Source organism: Streptococcus respiraculi (assembly GCF_003595525.1).
In the GTDB taxonomy this organism is placed as follows: domain Bacteria; phylum Bacillota; class Bacilli; order Lactobacillales; family Streptococcaceae; genus Streptococcus; species Streptococcus respiraculi.
This window is the reverse complement of record NZ_CP022680.1, coordinates 360,432-381,975: the sequence shown is the minus strand read 5'-3', so window position 1 is coordinate 381,975 and position 21,544 is coordinate 360,432. Positions and strand designations below refer to the sequence as shown.

At 41.8% G+C, this 21,544-nt stretch carries 19 protein-coding genes; 4 read left to right on the top strand and 15 right to left on the bottom strand.

Annotated elements, in window-relative coordinates; genetic code table 11:
- Positions 1-33: 33 nt before the first annotated feature.
- The 11 genes from CHF41_RS01840 to CHF41_RS01795 form a co-directional block, all read right to left on the bottom strand.
- Complete coding sequence (locus CHF41_RS01840) at positions 34-1,167, bottom strand: ABC transporter ATP-binding protein (RefSeq protein WP_119875771.1); 1,134 nt, start codon at positions 1,165-1,167, stop codon at positions 34-36.
- Between the two features lie 293 nt (positions 1,168-1,460).
- The gene (locus CHF41_RS01835; protein ID WP_119875770.1) at positions 1,461-2,399 is read right to left on the bottom strand and encodes a helix-turn-helix domain-containing protein; all 939 of its coding nucleotides are present in this window, start codon (positions 2,397-2,399) and stop codon (positions 1,461-1,463) included.
- Positions 2,400-2,407: 8 nt separating this feature from the next.
- On the bottom strand, positions 2,408-2,788 hold the full coding sequence (locus tag CHF41_RS01830; RefSeq protein ID WP_119875769.1) for a Mini-ribonuclease 3: 381 nt from the start codon (positions 2,786-2,788) through the stop codon (positions 2,408-2,410).
- On the bottom strand, positions 2,781-4,124 hold the full coding sequence (gene cysS / locus CHF41_RS01825) for a cysteine--tRNA ligase (RefSeq protein ID WP_119875768.1): 1,344 nt from the start codon (positions 4,122-4,124) through the stop codon (positions 2,781-2,783). Before cysS ends, CHF41_RS01830 begins: the two co-directional genes overlap by 8 nt.
- A 111-nt stretch (positions 4,125-4,235) precedes the next feature.
- Positions 4,236-4,412, bottom strand: coding sequence for a hypothetical protein (locus tag CHF41_RS10040; protein ID WP_162911907.1), 177 nt, complete (start codon positions 4,410-4,412; stop codon positions 4,236-4,238).
- 131 nt (positions 4,413-4,543) lie between these two features.
- Entirely contained in the window at positions 4,544-5,128 is a 585-nt protein-coding gene (gene cysE, locus CHF41_RS01820) for a serine O-acetyltransferase (protein ID WP_119875767.1), read from the bottom strand.
- A 57-nt stretch (positions 5,129-5,185) separates the two neighbouring features.
- On the bottom strand, positions 5,186-7,396 hold the full coding sequence (pnp, locus tag CHF41_RS01815) for a polyribonucleotide nucleotidyltransferase (protein ID WP_119875766.1): 2,211 nt from the start codon (positions 7,394-7,396) through the stop codon (positions 5,186-5,188).
- A gap of 508 nt (positions 7,397-7,904) precedes the next feature.
- A complete protein-coding gene (gene rpsO, locus CHF41_RS01810; protein ID WP_067086848.1) occupies positions 7,905-8,174 on the bottom strand; it encodes a 30S ribosomal protein S15 in 270 nt (89 codons plus the stop codon).
- Between the two features lie 122 nt (positions 8,175-8,296).
- Positions 8,297-9,571 (bottom strand): uracil-xanthine permease family protein, encoded by a 1,275-nt coding sequence (locus CHF41_RS01805; protein ID WP_119875765.1) that lies wholly within the window; start codon positions 9,569-9,571, stop codon positions 8,297-8,299.
- Positions 9,572-9,768: 197 nt separating this feature from the next.
- Complete coding sequence (locus CHF41_RS01800) at positions 9,769-10,497, bottom strand: pseudouridine synthase (RefSeq protein ID WP_119875764.1); 729 nt, start codon at positions 10,495-10,497, stop codon at positions 9,769-9,771.
- Entirely contained in the window at positions 10,484-11,644 is a 1,161-nt protein-coding gene (locus tag CHF41_RS01795; RefSeq protein WP_119875763.1) for an MFS transporter, read from the bottom strand. Before CHF41_RS01795 ends, CHF41_RS01800 begins: the two co-directional genes overlap by 14 nt.
- 172 nt (positions 11,645-11,816) lie before the next feature.
- Here CHF41_RS01795 and def point away from each other — a divergent pair, with 172 nt between their 5' ends.
- Both def and CHF41_RS01785 read left to right on the top strand, forming a co-directional pair.
- On the top strand, positions 11,817-12,431 hold the full coding sequence (gene def, locus CHF41_RS01790) for a peptide deformylase (RefSeq protein ID WP_119875762.1): 615 nt from the start codon (positions 11,817-11,819) through the stop codon (positions 12,429-12,431).
- Between the two features lie 129 nt (positions 12,432-12,560).
- Positions 12,561-13,025, top strand: a complete 465-nt coding sequence (locus CHF41_RS01785; RefSeq protein ID WP_119875761.1) for an SP_0198 family lipoprotein — start codon at positions 12,561-12,563, stop codon at positions 13,023-13,025.
- A 49-nt stretch (positions 13,026-13,074) separates the two neighbouring features.
- On the opposite strand, the gene CHF41_RS01780 is transcribed toward CHF41_RS01785, so the two are convergent.
- Positions 13,075-13,305, bottom strand: coding sequence for a GlsB/YeaQ/YmgE family stress response membrane protein (locus CHF41_RS01780; protein WP_119875760.1), 231 nt, complete (start codon positions 13,303-13,305; stop codon positions 13,075-13,077).
- A 28-nt stretch (positions 13,306-13,333) separates the two neighbouring features.
- Positions 13,334-14,575 carry an aminopeptidase gene (locus tag CHF41_RS01775; protein ID WP_119875759.1) on the bottom strand — a complete coding sequence of 414 codons (1,242 nt, stop codon included), beginning with the start codon at positions 14,573-14,575 and terminating at the stop codon, positions 13,334-13,336.
- A 251-nt stretch (positions 14,576-14,826) separates the two neighbouring features.
- On the opposite strand from CHF41_RS01775, the gene CHF41_RS01770 reads away from it, so the two are divergent.
- Together CHF41_RS01770 and CHF41_RS01765 are read left to right on the top strand one after the other, a co-directional pair.
- Entirely contained in the window at positions 14,827-15,543 is a 717-nt protein-coding gene (locus CHF41_RS01770; RefSeq protein WP_119875758.1) for an ABC transporter ATP-binding protein, read from the top strand.
- Between the two features lie 9 nt (positions 15,544-15,552).
- On the top strand, positions 15,553-17,067 hold the full coding sequence (locus CHF41_RS01765; protein ID WP_119875757.1) for an ABC transporter permease/substrate-binding protein: 1,515 nt from the start codon (positions 15,553-15,555) through the stop codon (positions 17,065-17,067).
- 681 nt (positions 17,068-17,748) lie between these two features.
- Here CHF41_RS01765 and CHF41_RS01760 read toward each other — a convergent pair.
- Both CHF41_RS01760 and CHF41_RS01755 read right to left on the bottom strand, forming a co-directional pair.
- The gene (locus CHF41_RS01760; protein ID WP_119875756.1) at positions 17,749-18,975 is read right to left on the bottom strand and encodes an MFS transporter; all 1,227 of its coding nucleotides are present in this window, start codon (positions 18,973-18,975) and stop codon (positions 17,749-17,751) included.
- A complete protein-coding gene (locus tag CHF41_RS01755; RefSeq protein ID WP_119875755.1) occupies positions 18,953-21,481 on the bottom strand; it encodes a class III lanthionine synthetase LanKC N-terminal domain-containing protein in 2,529 nt (842 codons plus the stop codon). Before CHF41_RS01755 ends, CHF41_RS01760 begins: the two co-directional genes overlap by 23 nt.
- Positions 21,482-21,544 lie beyond the last annotated feature (63 nt).

Below are 21,544 nucleotides of genomic sequence, written 5' to 3'. Positions count from 1 at the left end.
TAATGGTAGGGAGTTTTGATATATATCCAAATGTTAGACGATTGCTTTATTTGTAGTGTTGTCGAAGAAGTGTGCTTTATTGAGGTTGAAGGCTAAGCGCACTTTTTCACCTGGTTTGTGGAAATCACGCGCATCCACACGAGATACAAACTCAGTTGAGCCGACACGGCTATAAAGCATAGACTCCGCACCGAGCAATTCAGATACCACTACTTCTGATGTTACAATGCTATCTGGATAAGCTTCCAATTCCAATTGTGAAGCCTTGATGTCTTCTGGACGGATACCAAGTGTGAACGTTTTTCCTTCGTAGCCTTTTTCTTCCAAATGTTTTCTGCGACCTTCTGGCAAGCGGACTGACAAATTGTCTCCATCTGTTAGAACACCATCTTTCAAGGTCACATTGAAGAAGTTCATCGCTGGGCTTCCGATAAAGCTTGCGACAAATTTGTTAACAGGAGAGTTGTACAATTCTTCTGGTGTACCGATTTGTTCGATACGTCCGATTGTACCAGTTCCTGCTTCATTTTTAGTCGCGCTCATGATAACGATACGATCAGCAAGTGTCATCGCTTCTGTCTGGTCATGGGTTACGTAAATAGTTGTCGCACCGATACGACGGTGGATTTTCGCAATTTCTGTACGCATAGATACACGAAGTTTTGCGTCCAAGTTTGACAATGGCTCATCCATCAAGAACACTTTTGCGTCACGGACAATCGCACGCCCCATGGCAACACGTTGGCGTTGTCCACCTGAAAGGTCTGCTGGTTTCCGTTGCAAGAATTCAGTCAAACCAAGGATAGCAGCTGCTTCTTCTACCCGTTTTTTGATTTCATCTTTGCTGTATTTACGTAATTTCAAACCGAAGGCCATGTTGTCAAATACAGTCATATGTGGGTAAAGAGCATAGTTTTGGAAAACCATGGCAATGTCACGGTCTTTTGGTGCCACATCATTCATCAAGACATCATCAATGTATGCTTCACCTTCTGTAATATCTTCAAGACCAGCAATCATACGAAGAGTTGTTGATTTTCCACATCCTGAAGGACCTACAAATACGATAAATTCCTTGTCCTTAATGTCTAGGTTGAAATCCTCAACAGAATAGTGTTCGCTGTTTGGATATTTTTTGTAGATATTTTTTAGATTTAATTGAACCATGTTCAAACCTCGCTTTCTTTTAGAACCTGTATTCATAAGCGAAGTAATTCTAATCGGGAGCTTATTTTACGATAATCAAGGCGTTTTTTTGAAGGAATACTGACTGTATTTCGAAAAAAAGCAACGATGAGTAGCGAAAAATAAGCCCCGAAGAGAGTTGCTGAACTGTGAATACATGTTCTTACTCTTTTAGTATATATGAAAACGCTTTATTTTTCCCTGTCAATGTGAACAAAAAGAAAAATAGCTTTTGTACAAGTTGCACAAAAGCCTTTTCGTATTCCGTCACTAGACTACCTTTCTTCCAATACGATTTGGTAACAAACTGCTAAATCCGTCAAATTGCGGAGTTGCAGACCACTGACATCAAGCCATTTTTCAAGGCGGTATTGGAGCGTATTGCGGTGCACATAGAGGCGCTGCGCCGCTTTTGTGACTACAGCTGCTTCTTCCCACAAGGCAAGAATACTGTCTGCCAACTGGTCTTGTTGGCTAATCATGTGAGATAGTTGATGCCGCAAGGAAGCAAGCGAAAATTCCTGTCCTTGCCCCCACAGAAAGGCCTGTCCAAAAGTTAGGACGCGTGAGGATTGGAACCGCTCTTGCCAAGCGACAAAGAGCTGGTGTTCTGCTTGAAAAATCCTTGTCCAGTCCTCGTCTGCTACCTGTGACCACATTTGCCCGACCAACATAGTCAGCTTCAAGCCGAAGTCAAATTCCATGGCAGACAGGGTATCAGCTAACACTTCCTGGATTGGAATGAAGGTGCTTTGATCCAGTACAAAAACAGTCTCATGGGCTGTCACTTGAAAATCCACTACTCGATTGGATAACAAGGAACGCATAACCTCAAGCCAAGCCTGTAACTCCTCTTTTTCCTCAAGCGCAGATAGGGAATGATGCACATGAATCCATTGCATGGAACTCATCTGCTGAGGCATTGTCCCTACTCCCTTGACTAAAAAGCGGTACCAGGGATGTCGAGAGTAGACTGCTTCATCGCCAGTCGAAAGAGACAGCAAATAGCGTTCTCGCTCTGTCAGGCTCTTTTTTTCTACCTGCAACCACTGACCATTTGATAAGGAAAAGGCGAGCTGATTAGCCTCGTGAGTTGGCGTATCCACTATGGTAGCAGCTGGAAAAAAGGCTAGCGCCTCTTGGCTGTCTAACAAGTGGGAATTTCCCTCTCTCCTTACTTTACTCTTGTTTGAAAAAAGCGGTTCAGTCTGCATAGGACCTCCTATCCATTTTCGATACACCAGTTAATTACTTCCTCAAGTCGTTCCATTTGATTCGTCATGTGGAGGTAACCAAGCACCGCTTCAAAACCAGTAGACATGCGATAAGTCACGACATCCGCATTTTTTGCTTTAGTGTGGCTGTTAGTATTGCGACCACGTTTGTAGATGTCAACTTCCTTTTCGCTGAGAAATTCCTCGTCCAGCATTTTAGAGATGAGCGCAGCTTGCGCTTTAGCAGAAACATATCGGTTGGCTTCTCTGTGCAAGTGATTAGGCTTGGTCAAGCCTTTAAAAATCAAGTGCCTACGAATATACATGGAATAGACGGCATCCCCCTCAAACGCAAGAGCAATCCCATTGATGAGTGTTACATCAATCACGCGTCCACCTCACTCCGTCCTTGGTATCAAGAAGCTTGATTCCCTGTGCAGCTAGTTGATCACGAATCTCATCTGCCTTTGCAAAGTCTTTGGCTGCCCGTGCTGCTTGACGTTGTTCAATCAAGGCTTCAATCGCACTATCTAACACCTCTTCCTCAAAAACAATCCCAAAGACTGCTACCATTTTCTCAAATGCCGTTTTTATGTCCGCATTATAATTTCCAGAATTGATCCACTTGGCCATTTCAAAGACGACGGTAATTCCATTTGCCGTGTTAAAGTCTTCATCCATCGCCTGGCAAAATTTACTTTCAAATGTCGCTAAGCGTTCCATATCCACATTGTCAGTAAAAGATTGCTCATAAGTATTTTTCAAATACTTGAGATTGACTTCTGCGTCTAGCACCCCTTTTTCGGTAAAATTAATGGGTTTTCTGTAATGTTGAGTAGCAAAAAAGAAGCGCAAGACCTGTCCGTCAACCGTTTCAAGTGCATCGTGAACAGTAATAAAGTTACCCAAAGATTTAGACATTTTGACATTATCAATATTGACAAAGCCATTGTGCATCCAATAATTGGCAAAGGTCTGCCCTGTTTTGGCTTCTGACTGGGCGATTTCATTGGTATGGTGAGGGAATTCCAAATCTGCACCACCACCATGAATATCAATCGTGTCTCCCAAAATTTCTGTCGCCATAACAGAACATTCAATATGCCAACCCGGACGGCCTGCTCCCCAAGGGCTATCCCATGAAATCTCACCTGCTTTAGCCGATTTCCAGAGGGCAAAGTCTACTGGATTTTCCTTACGGGCTGTTTCTTCATCTGTCCGACCACTAGCTCCTAACACTAAATCTTCCAGCGTTTTATTGGCTAAGGCTGCATAGTTTTTTGACTTTTCAACACGGAAATAGACATCCCCTCCTGCCTCATAGGCATAGTCTTTTGCAATCAATTCCTCGATAAAGACTACAATTTCCTCCATAAAGTGCATAACGCGAGGGTGTTTAGTAGCAGGTTTAACCCCTAATTTTTCCACATCTGCGGTAAAGGCTGCAATGTATTTTTCAGCGATTTCTTGCGGCGTAATTCCTTCTTCCTTGGCACGATTAATAATCTTATCATCGACATCGGTAAAATTCGAAATATAGGTCACCTCAAAACCACGGTACTCAAAATAACGCCGAATGGTATCAAAAGCAACGGTCGAACGGGCATTCCCAACATGAATATAGTTATATACAGTTGGTCCACAGACATACATCTTGACCTTGCCTGCCTCTAAAGGCACGAACTCTCGGAGACTTCGTGTCATGGTATCATAAATCCTAATCATCGTTTTATTCTTGAGCGCTGAATTTCTTCCTCGCTCCTTCCTTTCTATCGGAAATCGTCTGTCCGCATCTCTGCGAACCATCTCTATAAATAAGAGGGTAACACGAGAACTTTAGCGTCTCTTATAAGCTCTGTAAAGCCGAACGAGCCAAAGGAGCGCAAGAGCTCCCCAAATAAGAGCAGAATCTATCTGGTCCTGTAAGAGACGAACAATCATCAAGATGATAGCACCAATCATCGTAACGAAATAATGCCAATAACGCTTGAAAAAATCTTTATTCTTCATCATGTAACTCCTTGGCTATCAAAAAAGATTAGAATATTGAGGTTTCATTCTTCGTGGTGCACCATTTCTGGCTCAATAACAGCTTTGACCGATTCAAATTCTTCTAAGAGCATGGCGTGCTCTGTTCTTCATTCTTACAACTTGGCAGAATAATAACTTGCTTCTCGTGCTTCCTGTAAGGGACGGATTGCTTCTTCATCTTTTTTGCCATGAATCCGAACAATTTTTGCCGGCATGCCAACGACCGTCACATCTGCTGGTACATCTGACAGAACCACCGCTGCTGCTCCGACCTTGGCATTTTCACCAATTTCAATGGGGCCAATCACTTGAGAATGGGCTGAGATAAGGGCACCTCTGCGCACAGTCGGATGCCGCTTTCCACAATCTTTTCCAGTCCCTCCAAGGGTCACTCCGTGGTAGAGCATAACACCTGATTCAATCTCAGCTGTTTCCCCAATGACCAATCCTGCCCCATGATCAATAAAGACCCCGCTTGCAATTTGTGCACCTGGGTGAATCTCTATCTGCGTCCAAAAACGCCAAAATTGGCTGTGCATCCGTGCCAGCAACTTTAAATTGTGCCGCCATAGAAAATGCGATACCCGATGGGCAGCAAGGGCTTTGACCCCTGGATAGGTTAAGAGCACTTCTAAAGTCGTACGTGCTGCTGGATCTTTTTCTTTTACAATCTCAATGGTGTCTTTCCACCAACCCATTTTTTCTCCTTTATTGTGGATAAGACAAGTTCTAAAGAACTTGTCTTACTCTACTTTCTATTTTTCAACCTTGTGGAACTTGAATTCCCCAAAATTGCTATTTTCTTTCTTTTCTCTTGGACGACGTGGGCGGTCTGTTTTTTCTCTTGGTTCTGCTTGCTCAATCTTCTCTGGTCGAGGAAGGAGAACTTTCATGGACGCATCCACGCGGCCTTTTTCATCAATCTTGATGACTTTGACATCCACTTCATCGCCGATTTGCACCAAATCTTCGACTTTGTTCACACGAGTCCAAGCCATTTCAGATACATGGACAAGGGCATCTGTCTTGTCAAAGAGGTTCACAAAGGCACCGAATTTTTCAATGCGGACAACCTTAGCACGGTAGACTTCATCAACTTTAGCTTCACGCACCAAGCCTGCGATGATTTCTTTGGCACGGTTAATAGCATCGCGGTCACTTGAGTAAATCGCTACGTTCCCTTCTTCGTCAATATCAATCTTGACACCTGTCTCTGCGATAATCTTATCAATCGTTTCGCCACCTTTACCGATGACAATCTTGATTTTATCCACATCAATCTTAATGGTATCAATCTTCGGCGCAGTTGGTGCTAAATCTGGACGCACAGCTGGAATAGCTTCTTCAATGACATCCAAGATTTCAAAGCGAGCTTTCTTGGCCTGAGCAAGGGCTTCTTGCAGGATTTCTGCTGTAATTCCCTCTATCTTGATATCCATTTGAAGAGCAGTAATTCCGTCACGTGTACCAGCTACTTTAAAGTCCATATCTCCAAAGTGGTCTTCAAGACCTTGGATATCCGTCAAGACAGTATAGTTGGTCCCATCTGAAATCAAGCCCATGGCAATCCCTGCGACAGGAGCCTTAATTGGCACACCACCAGCCATAAGGGCAAGTGTTCCTGCACAGATAGAGGCTTGTGAAGACGAACCGTTCGATTCAAGCACTTCTGCTACCAGACGAATGGCGTATGGGAATTCTTCAAGACTTGGCAATACTTGCTCAAGAGCGCGTTCCCCAAGAGCACCGTGACCAATTTCACGACGACCTGGCGCACCGTAACGTCCAGTTTCCCCTACAGAATATTGAGGGAAATTGTAATGGTGTAAGAAACGTTTTTTATACTCAGGGTCCAAGCCATCCACAATTTGTGTTTCTCCCATTGGTGCCAAGGTCAAGACAGACAAGGCTTGGGTTTGTCCACGAGTGAAGAGACCTGAACCATGCACACGCGGCAAGAAGTCAACCGCAGCTTCAAGCGGACGAATTTCATCCACACGGCGACCGTCAGGACGAACCTTGTCTTCTGTAATCAAGCGGCGCACTTCTGCGTGTTCCATTTGTTCTAGAATCTCCGCCACATCGCGCATAATGCGGTCAAATTCTTCATGGTCTGCATACTTTTCTGCATAGGCAGTGGTCACTTGCTCTTTCACCGCATTGGTTGCTGCTTCACGGGCTAATTTTTCTTCTACTTGAACCGCTTTTTGCAAGTCGCTGTTATAGGCTGCAATGATTTCAGCTTGCAAGTCTTGATCCACATGGAGCAATTCAACTTCTGCTTTCTCCTTGCCGACTTGTGCTACGATTTCCTCTTGGAAGGCTATCAATTCTTTCACCGCTTCGTGACCCTTTAGAAGGGCTTCAAGCATGACATCTTCTGAAAGTTCTTTCGCACCAGACTCAACCATGTTAATGGCATCTTTCGTTCCAGCCACGGTTAACTCTAACAAGGAAACTTCAGTCTCTTCCTTGGTTGGATTGATGATCAATTCCCCGTCCACATAGCCGACTTGAACACCTGCGATTGGGCCGTTAAAGGGAATATCTGAGATAGACAAGGCAAGAGAGCTACCAAACATCGCTGCCATTGGGGCGCTTGCATTTTCATCATAAGACAAGACAGTGTTAATGACCTGCACTTCGTTGCGGAAGCCTTCAGCGAACATCGGACGAATCGGACGGTCAATCAAACGAGCGGTCAAGGTTGCATCTGTTGACGGACGACCTTCACGCTTGTTAAAGCCTCCTGGGAATTTCCCAGCTGCATACATCTTCTCCTCATAGTTGACTTGAAGAGGGAAAAAGTCTCCTGTTGCCATTTTTTTCGACATGACAGCCGCAGTGAGGACTGTACTTTCGCCGTAGCGGACAACGACGCTTCCGTTTGCTTGTTTTGCGACCTGACCGACCTCAACAACGAGCGGACGGCCTGCAAACGTCATTTCAAATGTTTGTTTTACCATTTGTATCTCCTAAGTTTAATAAAATATTCTCCAGAACCTCAAAAGTAGACACACAGCCCAGTCTTTTTTTGTTCAAAGAGGATGACGTGTTTTCTACAAAGCTCAACCTGGGACACTCCCAAACTCAACTTTGCACAAAACCACGTATCTTGTTTATTTTATCATATTTTAGCCGAAAAACAAACGAAGGAAAAGCGAATTTCTACGGAATACAGATAAGAACCTGTATTCACAGCTCAGCAACTCTATTCAGGGCCTATTTTTCGCTATTCATCGTTGCTTTTTTTCGAAATACAGTCAGTATTCCTTCAAAAAACGCCTAGATTATCGTAAAATAAGCGCCCGATTAGAATTACTTCGCTTATAAATACAGATTCTAAAAGTCGTGAAAAGTTCGGTATGACATTTATTAAGAGCCTTTTCCTCATTTTAGGCTCAAATATTACCATTCTATTGGACTAAATGCAGAAAAAGCCCTCCCTGACTGGGAGAGCTTTCTTTCATCAAATTAACGACGAAGACCTAATGAATGAATCAATTCGCGGTAACGGTTAACGTCTGTCTTACGCAAGTAAGCCAACAAGTTACGACGGCGACCGATTTTTTTCATCAATCCACGGTAAGTTGCGTGGTCTTTTTTGTGTTGTTTGATGTGGTCGTTCAAGTGGTTGATTTCCCAAGTAAGCACAGCTACTTGTACTTCAACTGAACCAGTATCACCTTCATGGCGAGCGTATTGCGCCATGATTTCATTTTTTTTCTCTTTTGAGATTGCCATGAGTATTTTCTCCTTTGTATTTGAGCCACATCCGAGTAACAGGTTGGCAACCCGTGACCAAGAAAGGCTAATTCTTGTCCTTAGGACCTCATTATTCTATCAATCTTTTCTGTCTTTGTCAACTATTTCTGCGCTTCACGTGGCAAAATCAAGTTGAGGATGATTCCCACAATCGCACTCAGCGCCGTTCCTGAAAGGGTGATTGCTCCGATATTTAAGACAGCACCACCAAGTCCCAAAACGAGCATTGAACTTGCGATGATGAGGTTGCGAACTTGTCCAAAATCGACTCGGCTTTCAATCAAGACTTTCAAGCCGTTACTTGCAATAACACCGTAGAGTAGGATAGACATCCCACCTAGAACTGCACTTGGAATGGTCGATATTAGGGCAGTGAATTTCCCAAGGAAACTAAAAGCAATCGCAATAAGTGCGGCATTACGAATCACCGATACAGAAGCGATACGCGTCATGCCGATAACTCCTGTATTTTCTCCGTAGGTCGTATTGGCAGGACCTCCGATAAAGGCAGATACCGCAGTCGCTACCCCGTCTCCAATCAAGGTCCGATTCAAACCTGGATTTTTCAAGAATTGACGACCACAAATTTGGCTCAAGACGGTGTGGTCACCGATGTGCTCTGCTACCGTCACCACTGCAATCGGTAAAATCGCAAGCATTTCTGGTCCAAAGTAGAGTTTATATTGCTCAAAGACACCCGTCTTAAATGGCAAATAGAAGCGTGGCAATTCAAGCCAAGGAGCTTCAAGAACAGGTGTAAAGTCAACCAAGCCAAGCGCCAAGGCCACTACGTACCCTCCGATAATCGCAATCAGAAATGGCACAATCTTCATAAAGCCTTTTCCTTTTGTATTGACAAAGGCTGCAATTAAGAAGGTCGCAATCGCTGCAAGAACCTTGCGCCAGTCTCCGTCTGCGACAAAGCCTGCATTTGTCACGGCTGAATTGGCCAAGCCAAGCCCGATAACGATAATCATTGGACCGATCACAATCGGTGGCAAGAGGCTATCAATCCACTTGGTCCCAATAACTTTCACCAAGGCTGCAATCAAGACATAGATTAAACCAACAAAGAGTACCCCTGTCTGAGCAGCAGACACATCCCCGTTTAACTCTTTAATGGCAAGTGCCATCGCTGAAATATAGGCAAAGGATGAACCGAGATAGACCGGCACCTTAAACTGGGTTGCAACTTGGTAAATCAAGGTTCCCACACCTGAGGCAAAGAGAGCAACAGAGACCGGCATGCCCAAAATCAAGGGCACTAGAATCGTTGCACCAAACATGGCAAACACGTGCTGAAAACTGAGCAAAATACCTTGGCCAAATGACGGCTTTTCATCCACATCCAGCAATAAACGAACTGATTCTTTCATAATCCTCCTTTGGGCACACAAAAAAGCCCATGTAACGTTTCTATAGTCATAGGCCTTTGTTATACACTATCAAAGTGGTAATCCGTATTTGTCTTTCTCACCTCACGGGATGAGTTTAAAAACCTATGCTTGTATTAGTCTACCACAAAATGATTGATTTGGCTAGTTCTTTTATTTGATGAAACATCATCAGTCCATTATAACTCTACTCCAAATATAGCGAGGCTTTCCAACTCGGCTACGGTTAGTCTGCGCCATTCTCCTAAGAGGAGTCTCTCATCCAAGCGTAACGGCCCCATGCTAAGACGCTTTAAATCCGTCACTTGTTTGCCACAGGCTGCCACCATGCGTTTAACTTGGTGGAATTTGCCTTCTGCAATACGGATCTGCACGCACGTGGCTTGCGTCTCTTCCCTTACCTCTAAAATTTCCAAATCAGCGGGCTGGCAGGTAACGTCTTTTAGCTCGATTCCACGCGCAAAGCGTTCAATATCTTCTACTGTCATGACACCTGCCACTTCAGCCTGATAGACCTTGTCCACATGCTTTTTAGGTGATAACATTTCATGGGCCAATGCTCCATTATTGGTCAACAGTAAGAGTCCATGCGTGTCAATGTCGAGTCGTCCAACAGGGAAGACTTCTTTATGTCTAGCGGTATCATCTAGCAAATCCAAGACTGTCCGGTGTTTATCATCTTCTGTTGCAGAAATCACACCTTTTGGCTTATTTAAGAGATAGTAGACAAATTTCTCATAGGTCAAAACGTCGCCCTGATAGGCAATCTGGTCTTTCTGTTCATCAATCTGGACCTTGGCAGATTTTTCCACCGCTTGATTGACCGTCACCCTGCCTGATTTGAGGATTTTCTTGACCTCTGTTCGAGAGCCAATACCACATTCTACTAAAAATTTATCCAGACGCATCTGATTTCCTCCTATTGATTGTCATAAAAGCAAGCAAGGCAAAGCTGATACAGCTAACTGCAAAAACGCTAAAAATAAACGGATAATGTTCTCCTAGAAGTCCAATTCCTTTTAGGACATAGGGAGACAAGGCACCGCCTAGATTGCAGCCTACTAGCACGATTGCCGTTGCATTGTTAAGAAGGGGCGCAGGCATTTCTTCTGCCAATTCATGAAAGACTGCAGTCATCAGGACACTATTGACAAACCCTGCACCTAGCGCAGTAAAAGCAAGAAACACAAGCTGCGATGAAAGGGCAATCCCTAGAGTTGATAAAGCTAGGGCGAGATAGGATAGAGCGAGCAAGCGCGAGCCACATTTTTTCAAAAGCGGAGCAAAAGCAAGACCCGAGACAATCCCAACCAGCTGATAAAGGCTGAGGACCAAACTAGCAGACGAGGGCGTTCCAAGACCACTCTCTGTCACAATCAGGGGTATTCGCAGACTAATGCAGGAACTAATACAGACATTCCAACCTGCAAAAAGGGCCAGCTCCAGTGCCTGTAAACGTAAGAAAGGGCTTAATGGAGCATAGGAAGCCGACTCATTCACTACTGGTGCTTTCTTTTTGGGAACAAAAAAGAGATAGAACAGCAAAACGATGAGACCAAAGCCATAAATGGCAAATGCGTAGCTCCACTTGCTTTTAATCAATTGCCCCACTAGCATGGTAAAAAAGGCTGATCCGACCACTTCTGACGAACCTCGAAAGCCCAACATCTGAATGCGTTCTACACCTTCATACCGCTCGCTAATCATAGAAATCGCCTTGGCATTGATCATGCCGACACCGAGACCAAAGCACATCCGAGATAGAACGACAATCCAATACTCCTGCGCTACGAGAGGCAACATCCCTCCTAGACTCATCATCAAAAGTCCAGTCACAATCATCTGACCTTCATTGAATAGACGGTTGAGCGGGCGATTCAGCAGCAGAACCACCAAAACAAAAAAGGATGGCGTGGAAATCAGAACTTCGACCTGCTCTTTCGGATAGTTCTTAAAATGCTCCAACATCAAGGGCAGGGCTGGTGAAACTGAAAAAGCTGAAACCAACATGGATGAGAGGGCTAAAACACTCCATTTTCCCAGAAACGTTTTCACAATATCTCCTTATTTTCTGTTTTTTTCCACTATTCCAACGGATATTTTCAGTACAACTACTAGATTTTCCTTCTATTGACTAGTATAGCAGATTCTTCCTCCCCTTGCACCCACCTTTTCTTCTATTTGATTTCGTGCTATACTAGTCTTTAGAAACTAGAAGGAGAAGATTATGTCTGTAATTGAACGTTTAACAAAAGCTAGCCACTTAATCGATATGGACGATATTATCCGTGAAGGACATCCAACCTTGCGCAAGATTGCAGAAGAGGTCCAACTTCCACTGTCTGATGAGGAGATTATCTTAGGCGAAAAAATGCTCCAATTCCTCAAGCATTCCCAGGACCCTGTTATGGCAGAAAAAATGAAGCTCCGTGGTGGAGTTGGTCTTGCAGCGCCACAAATCGATGTGTCAAAACGCATCATTGCGGTTCTTGTGCCAAATCCCGAAGACGAAGAGGGCAATCCACCGGCTGAGGCATACGCACTAAAAGAAGTCATGTACAATCCGAAAATCGTCTCTCATTCCATTCAAGAGGCCGCTATGGAAGGCGGAGAAGGCTGCCTATCCGTTGACCGAGAAGTCCCTGGCTACGTCGTACGTCATGCCCGCGTAACAGTGGAATATTTCGATAAAAATGGGGAAAAACACCGCATCAAACTCAAAGGCTTTAACGCCATTGTCGTCCAACATGAAATTGACCATATCAACGGCATCATGTTCTACGACCGTATCAATCCAGAACATCCATTTGCCATTAAAGAAGGAATGCTCGTGATTGAGTAAACAAGCAGTTAAAACAACAAGGTCCAAAACTTATTTTTTCGACCTTGTTTTTTCATAAGCAAAAATCTTGCCAAGCCATTTAAAACTTGAGTATAATAGAAGCTAATCTCTCTTTGAAAGGAAATAACCATGAAATTTACAAAAATTATATCATTCACTACTGTAGCTGCCTTTTTACTCTTCCTTGTGGCCTGCGGAAACACACAAAATCAAACTGCACCTGCAAGCTCTAGCCCTGCTAGTACCGTGAACGCAACTTCTCAGACCTCATCTATAGTATCAAGCCAAGCAACCTCTGCTTCTTCGGCAACTACTCCAGCAGCTGCCACACAAACTGGTGACTTGGACGGAACCTATAAAGGACGCGACGAAGAAGACGAAGTAACCCTTGTCATCACTGGAACATCTGGTACTTGGACTCAGGTTGAACCAGATGGTGAGCAAGAAATCAAAAATGTCACGATTGACCCAAGCAATCAGCGTATCATCATCGGTGACGATACCGAGCGTTATTTCTTAGACGGCAACACATTGACTATTGAAGATATCAGCGAAGATGACTTTAACGATACAGTTGTCTTGACCAAACAGTAAACTGAAACAACAGAACCCCCAGGCTAGGCATACTAGTCTGGGGGTTTTCTTAACTCCCTCGTTCCCAAAAAATGGCTAGAAGGATAACAGCTCCTAATACGGAAGGAACGATAGCTGTGTCTGCAATATGGGGTCCCCAGTCTCCAAAGAGGAGCTGGCCGACCCAGGCACCAGCAAGTCCTAAAAGAATCTTGCCAATACAGCCCATTTTTTCACCACGGTTGGTAATAGCTGCAGCAATGATTGCTACAAGCAAGCCAACCAGTAAACTTCCAATCATGTCTACAACCTACTTTCTATTGTTGCAGTTAAATCGCCCACTCACCGTTGCGGAAGATTGGCACAGCTGTTCCGTCTTCACGGATTCCGTCAATGTTCATTTTGTTTGAACCAATCATGAAGTCCACATGGACATCTGAACGGTTAAGACCTTCTGCTTCTAATTCCTCATTGGTCATGTCAACACCACCTTCAATACTGAAGGCATAGGCTTGACCAATTGCCAAGTGGTTTGAAGCATTTTCATCAAAGAGGGTATTGAAGAAAATCACACCTGATTGAGAAATCGGGCTTTGGTCTGGTACGAGGGCAACCTCACCGAGAGCGCGGGCGCCAGCATTATCAAAGACCAATTTCTTCATGACTTCATCACCTTTTTCAGCGGTAACATCAACAATCTCACCGTCTTTGAAAGTCACTTTGATACCTTCGATGATATTTCCATTGTAGCTGAGTGGCTTGGTTGAGGTCACATAACCATCTGCTACTCGGTAATCAGGCGCTGTAAAGACTTCTTCTGTTGGCATATTGGCGATAAAGTGTTCCCCTTGAGCATTGATAGAGCCAGCTGCTTCCCACAAGTGGTTCTTCGGCATACCGAGTGTCAAGTCTGTACCTGGTGCAGTATAGTGGAGTTTAACAAACTGTTCTTTGTTCAAAATAGCAGCTTTAGCTACAAGGCGCTCTTCATGCTCTTTCCATGCAGCTACCGGATCATCAGCATAGACACGGCAAGTTTTGAAAATCTGGTCCCAAAGAAGGTCAACGGCTTCTTCATCACTTACAGCATCTGGAAAGACTTTCTTCGCCCACTCTAGTCCTGCAGCTGCCCCCAAAGTCCAGCTGATTTTGTTGGCTTGAGTCGCTTGACGCATTGGATTTAAGGCAATGCTTGTTGCGCGTGTCGCACGAGAGAGCTTTTCTGGGTCAATACCGTCCAAAGCACCTGGGTCTTCAGATAACACCACCAAGCGACTAGCTTTATGGTCTAGAATATAATTCATCTCAGCAATCCGTTGCTCAGAAATGGTCTCTAGACGCTCAATCGGTACATTCAAGTAGCGCTCACGCAAAATGACATCATCTTGCCAGTTGACAAGCACTTCTACAGCCCCTTTGGCATAGGCTTCTTTGACAATCAAGCGAGCCAATTCCGCTTGATCGACACTAATGGTCAAGGAAACTGTATGACCTGGTTGCACATTGATTCCTGTTGAAACGAGTAACTTCGCATATTTTGCTAGGTTTTCTTTAAAATTTGGTAATACCATGATTGACTCCTTTTTTCATTCAATTCCTCCTTATTGTATCATATTTTTCCATAGGAAGATATTTTCTGCTATCATCTATGTTTTTTCTACTTTTTGAACAATATTTTTGAATAGATTTAATAGATGCGCTATACTGAATAGACATCACTTTACTATTATAGTCTCCAAAAAACGACTTTTCGAGTTTGAACAGTTAAGGAGTAAATCCTTTAAATCCTTTTTTCTTATTTTTTTAGAAAGTGAGAGATCCGATGATTGAATTTAAACACGTCAGCAAACAATTTAATGGAAAATACGTGCTGAAAGACCAAGCTTTTACCATTTGCGACGGTGAATTTTTTGTCCTAGTAGGCGCAAGCGGTAGCGGAAAAACAACGACGCTCAAGATGCTCAACCGCTTGATTGAGCCAGATGAGGGAGATATTTACCTGGACAGCAAGCGCCTCAAAGACTATGATCTGCGGGAACTACGCCTTTCAACTGGCTATGTGTTGCAACAAATCGCCCTCTTCCCAAATCTTACTGTGGCAGAAAATATTGCTCTGATTCCTGAGATGAAAAAATGGAGCAAGAAGGAAATCGAAACCCGAACCAAGGAATTACTGGAATTAGTCGGACTTCCTGCCGAGGAGTATTTCCACCGCATGCCCAGTGAGCTCTCTGGCGGGGAGCAGCAACGTATTGGGATTTTGCGTGCCATTATCGCTCGCCCCAAGGTCTTGTTGCTAGATGAGCCTTTCAGCGCACTTGATCCAATTTCACGGGAGCAATTACAGGACTTGGTTAAAGACATTCAAAAGGAATTTCAAATGACCATGATTTTTGTGACCCACGATATGGCAGAAGCCATGAAGTTGGGCGACCGTATTGCGATTATGGATCAGGGAGAAATCTTGCAACTAGATACCCCTGAACATATCCAAGAAGCTCCTGCGACCCAGTTTGTCGCTGATTTCTTTCATGTATAGGAGGGCCTTATGAACGACTTGATTCAAACCTTTTTAGACCGCAAAGAAGACTGGGTCTTGGCTCTTGGTGAACACTTGCAGATTTCTTTTGTGGCGCTAGCCTGTGCGATTTTAATCGCCATTCCCCTTGCCATTCTCGTCTCCAAACGTGAGCGCTTGGCTAATCTCCTGCTGCAATTTACAGGTATGCTCCAGACCATTCCTTCTCTAGCTATCTTGGGGCTTTTGATTCCGATTTTTGGGATCGGGAAAATTCCTGCTATTTTGACCTTGATTGTCTACGCTATTTTCCCGATTCTGCAAAATACGGTCACTGGCTTGCAGGAAATTGATCCGTCTCTCCAAGAAGCAGCCACTGCTTTCGGGATGAACCGCTGGGAGAAATTAAAGAAATTCGAGATTGCCCTAGCCGCACCTGTCATTCTTTCAGGGATTCGGACAGCAACGGTACTCGTGATTGGAACAGCAACACTTGCTGCTCTCATCGGAGCAGGTGGGCTCGGTTCTTTCATTCTTCTAGGAATTGACCGCAACAACAGCTCTCTCATTCTGATTGGGGCAATTAGCTCTGCTATTTTGGCTTTACTCTTTCATTATTTGATTGGACTGGTAGAAAAACGCAGTCTCAAGACCATGTTTGTCTCCTTTGTCGCCCTCTTTTGTATCAGCTCCATTTCACTTTTTCCTATGTCCATGATGATGCAGGATAAGATTGTTATAGCCGGAAAATTAGGCTCTGAACCTGAGATTTTGCTCAATATGTACAAGGAATTGATTGAAGATCAGACAGACATTGCAGTGGAATTAAAACCCAATTTTGGGAAAACAACCTTTGTCTATGAAGCCTTGAAAGCTGGCCAAATCGATATTTACCCTGAATTTACAGGAACGGTGACCTCCACCCTATTAAAGCAACCACCAAGCACCTCTACCGACCCAGAAGAAGTGTATCAAGCTGCCCGTAAGGGAATTTTCGCCCAAGATCGACTCATCTATCTCAAGCCCATGCTCTATCAAAATACCTATGCCCTTGCTGTAAAAGAAGACTATGCCAAAGAACATGGCTTAGAAACAATTTCTGATCTAACCAAGATTCAGGCAAGCGCAACGGCTGGTTTTAGCTTGGAATTTAACGATCGTGAAGACGGAGGAAAAGGCCTAAAAGACCGCTACAAGCTGAGTCTAGAGGTTAAGACCTTGGAACCTGCTCTCCGCTACAAGGCGATTGATAACGGGAACGTCCACATCATCGATGCTTATTCGACCGATAGTGAATTGCAAGAATATCACCTTAAAACACTCAAGGATGACAAGCAGCTTTTTCCACCTTATCAAGGTGCCCCTCTCCTGCGCGAAGAAACGCTGAAAAAATATCCTCAGCTAGAGGGTATTCTCAATCAACTGGCGGGTAAAATCACCGAAAAAGACATGCAAGATATGAACTATCAAGTCAATGTCGAAGGGAAATCTCCAAGCCAAGTCGCAAAGACTTACCTGAAAGAACACAAGTTGATTGGAAACTAGTCTAATCTTTTGCAACCATCGTAAAAACTATTTTGGGCTTTCCAAAATGGTTTTTTCAGTCCTTAAAACAACTCATCAAACAGGCTCAACTGGTTGTCCTCAGGCATATTGCCTAAAATTCCCATTTCATCGAGCTTGTCGACAAGGGTTGCGGAGAGGCCGTGCACGTACAGTGATGATTATTTGAATGCGAGCTAAAATCTCGGAAAATAGACGAGCCTCCCTTGAAATACAATTTCTTCGGTAGGATCCCTAATTTTCTGTCGATTTTTTACGCTCTTATATCATGTTATTTGAATGCGAGCTAAAATCTCGGAAAATAGACGTGCCTCCCTTGAAATACAATTTCTTCGGTAGGATCCCTAATTTTCTGTCGATTTTTTACGCTCTTATATCATGTTATTTGAATGCGAGCTAAAATCTCGGAAAATAGACGAGCCTCCCTTGAAATACGATTTCTTCGTCAGTCCCCCTAATTTTCTGTCGATTTTTTAACGCTCTTATATCATGTTATTTGAATGCGAGCTAAAATCTCGGAAAATAGACGTGCCTCCCTTGAAATACGATGTCTTCGACAGGACCCCCTAATTTTTTAGGAGGGTGCACTAAAGGACTTCATCATCTCCTCAGTGGGAGTTACTCACGATAGACATGATAGAGTTTTAATCTTTCCCTATAGTCCTAATCCAAATTGCGAGTTTGTCTTAAAATATAAAATACAATAAACACCGTCAATAGCAAGGGTAGACAAGCCAACTTAAATCCTCTAACACTAGCTAGGCCAACAATTCCCATTGTGATTATGCCTGGAATAACGATACTAACTGCTGCTAATCCTGATTGCACAGCCCCTATCTTATCCTCTGGTATCAAGGTAAACATATACTTACTGATACGAGGACTGACAAGTCCCACAGTAACAGCACAAAAAAACGAAGACAGTAATACTATCAAGAAATTTTCATAGAAAAATCCAATTATGATGAGCAAGCGTGTAATCTGACTCATACTCACTATAAGTTTTGTAGATACATGTTTCAAATAAGAACCACTGAACAGATTTCCCAAAATAGCCCCCATAAACAGAGCAATCGATAAAACAGCAATCGCCTGTGCGGTCTCTAAGGAATAGAATGGAGCTTTTAGTAACATCAAGGTTGACATAGGCAAGAGTGAGCTAAGAATCACTTGACCCAAAATCGAAACCAACAATAATTCAAGGACAACTGGATATCCTTTTAAAGCCCATAAAGATTGAGTGATATGTTTCAGCAATGTCTTCAAAGTGACACTTTCTTGGGCAATATCTACCTTTTCTTCGACTTCTACAAGGTGCGTCTTAATGACCAAAATTCCTATGAAAGCCATCAAAAATGTTAGGGCATTAAGAGCAACAAAAGCCTCAATTGATAAAATACCCATTAACAGGCCACCTATCGTATTACCAAGCACATTGACGGTACTGACCGTTGCCTGTCTAAACCCCATGGCCGATGTCATATCTTCTTTTATTACTCTCACATATATGGGAGTGATCATGGCTCCAGCAAAGTAGCTCAAGGTATCTGATACTACGTTTATACTACAGATAATCACAACTGTTACTATTCCAAATTTACTTGCTCCTATTATCAGGGTTAATAGCGCGTATAGCATACATTTCACTCCAGCAATAGCGACATATTTTTTGATTCTATTATTTTGAAAATCCGCAAGAGCTCCTGTGATAATCTGTAAAATTTGAGGTATCGTTTCTGAAATAGTAATCAAAAGAATAGCTAAGGGAGCAAAGGAATAGTGTGCAACATAATGAATCAAAGCCAGATAGAAGATGATATCACCAAATGATGAAATCCATTGATTAATCAGCATAGCCCTGTAATCTCTATTTTTTATAAAAACATTCATATTTCTTTATCTCCTCTTTCTTCATTTCAAACGGAAACGAATAACCTAATAGCACCCAATATATTCCCAAAGTTCCCACTCCAAAATCAAAATAATCCTCATGTCTATTTTCACTCTGAAAAGCCAATAAATTATGCTTTCGAAATGACTTTGAAATTAATAGTATCTTTAAATCTGAAATATCTCTATTTACATACTTAAATGTCTGAATCAAGCTACTTAACCCGTGACAATATGAAGTCCCCATAGCAAAACAATCATACATAACCCTATCTTGAGCCCTATGTATAGTTGAATTATATTTCTTAGGATCAATAAGACAAAGATACAGAATTAACCCTGATATCCCCTCACACCAAGAAAGTTCCAAGTTATTATACCTTTTTCTATAATCAGAATAAAATTTTTCTAGTATCTCAACTACTTGATTGTTGATGGTTTCTACTCCTACTGAATAACTATCGTCCTCAAAAACTATAGAATAACAATACAAAGTATAGGCAATTCCTGAAAGACCGTGAGCAAAACTATGTCTAAGATTATCCACTTTCCCATCATTTTCTGATTTTTGGATAAACTCGCTCAATATAGAAATATTATTTTTTATAAAATTTTCTATCTCTAAATCTCTAAAAAAGATTGAATATTTTATTAGAGCATGAATGATACCAGATAAACCAAGAGCAAAATCAACCTCAGTTGATGAGTCAAAATTTATTACGATTCTATGTGCAATGTCTCTACTAATTAATTCATAATATTTATCCTGAGTTTCTATGTATAAATCTATAACACTCCATAAATATCCTGACTCTCCAAATAATAATGAATTTTTATATAAGTAGTCATTGTGTGTTTTATTAGATTCTATGTGTTGTATCCATTTCTTTAAATGACTTAAATTAGAGAATTGATTAATCGTAGCTATAAATTTTATATATCCTGACATCCCATGTTGAAAAGAAATCGGATTTACAAATTCTCCAAATTCACTAGATTTTGCAATTCTTCCTTTCTTATGGATATTCTGCATGAGTAAGTATTCTATAACTTTATGTGCTTCTTTTTCAAAGTCCATTATACTGACATTAAAAGTATCCTTGTAATGATGACCCTCATTATAAACTGAAATCTTAGGAATCTTGCCAACATGAATACTATTTTTTTGAGTACTTGAATTAAGCAAAAACACTAACCATTGCGCATGCATTCTATTTATTCCAGAAAATTTTTCTAAAACTCTTACCGTTTCGTTTATCTTGTCAATGCTACTAAACCCATAGACACTATCATATTTTGAAAATGTCAATACTTGTCCCGTTAATAACGAAAAAGAAACCATTGCTAATGCAAAATAATCCTGTTCAATAGAACTCTTTGTTAAATCTTCATCTGGATTAACCATAAAAGGAGTTTTGACTCGTCTTTCATTATTTGTCATATGAGTTACATTCTCTAAATCTATTAGAAAAACCCTACCATCCAGCCTATATATAAAATTTGACGGAGACATATCCACTAATTTGTATCCGCTATAATGCAAATCATTTACAATGTCCACTATATTGTCAATAATCTTTATTTTCAACTCCAAAGATATATTCTCATGTACTAATTCATAATAAGTTAACCCGTCAATGTAGCTTTGGATTAAAAAAGTATCCTCAAATACCTCAAACTTATCTAAAAAAGCTACTGTATAATCCTTATTAGAAAAACGTTTCAACATGCTATATTCATTTTCTAAATCGTCCACAGCATATCTTCTTCCTGTCAAATCATCGCTTACAAATGGACGAGCCTGCTTTACTATTACTTTTTCTTTTGATTGTTTATGGACTGCTAAATGTACATTTCCTCTATTAGATTTTTTTAATATTTTCTCGAAAGTATACCTATTAATTGCACTTTGTTCAGGAATATCATCATTTATATTAAAATAAAACTTTTTCTCATCATCATTAAATAAGTCTTTCTCCCAATATGGAACGGAAAAATAATTGGCTCTTACATCTTCTACAAATTGTCCTGCATCATTCTTTAGCATATACATAACTTTATTCGTGTGTGGATTATAAGATTTTATTTCTGTAAAAGCCCCAAATCGATAATGAACCGGAGAATGGTTTCCACACTGAAAATCTGATAATATTTTCGGAGATTTAAATTTTTTCAAAAGACTAGTAAGTTCTAAAATAATTTCTCTTGCTTGCATAGAACTTTGAGTATAAACAGTTATAAACTTATTTGCAGTCGCTGACGTCTCTCTTGGAGAATTGATTCTTTTGAGAGTTTCTGTATCCTTTGCAATTTTGAAGTTGCATTTTTTATCACGAAGTACATTTTGACAAATACTAAATATACTTACAGAGTCTTTTATTTGCGAGCTAATATGAATCTTCCAGCCCTGTTGTGGAATACTCTCCTCTGTACTAAAATAAATCCAAGCTCCTTCTTCTTGATATTTTTCCTGGTAATTCTTAATTTTCATATTCAGCTCATCCATCTTCTCCTCCTTTTCACATTACTAGAATCTCATTCAGACATAAGTTTAGTATGCTGTTTTTAA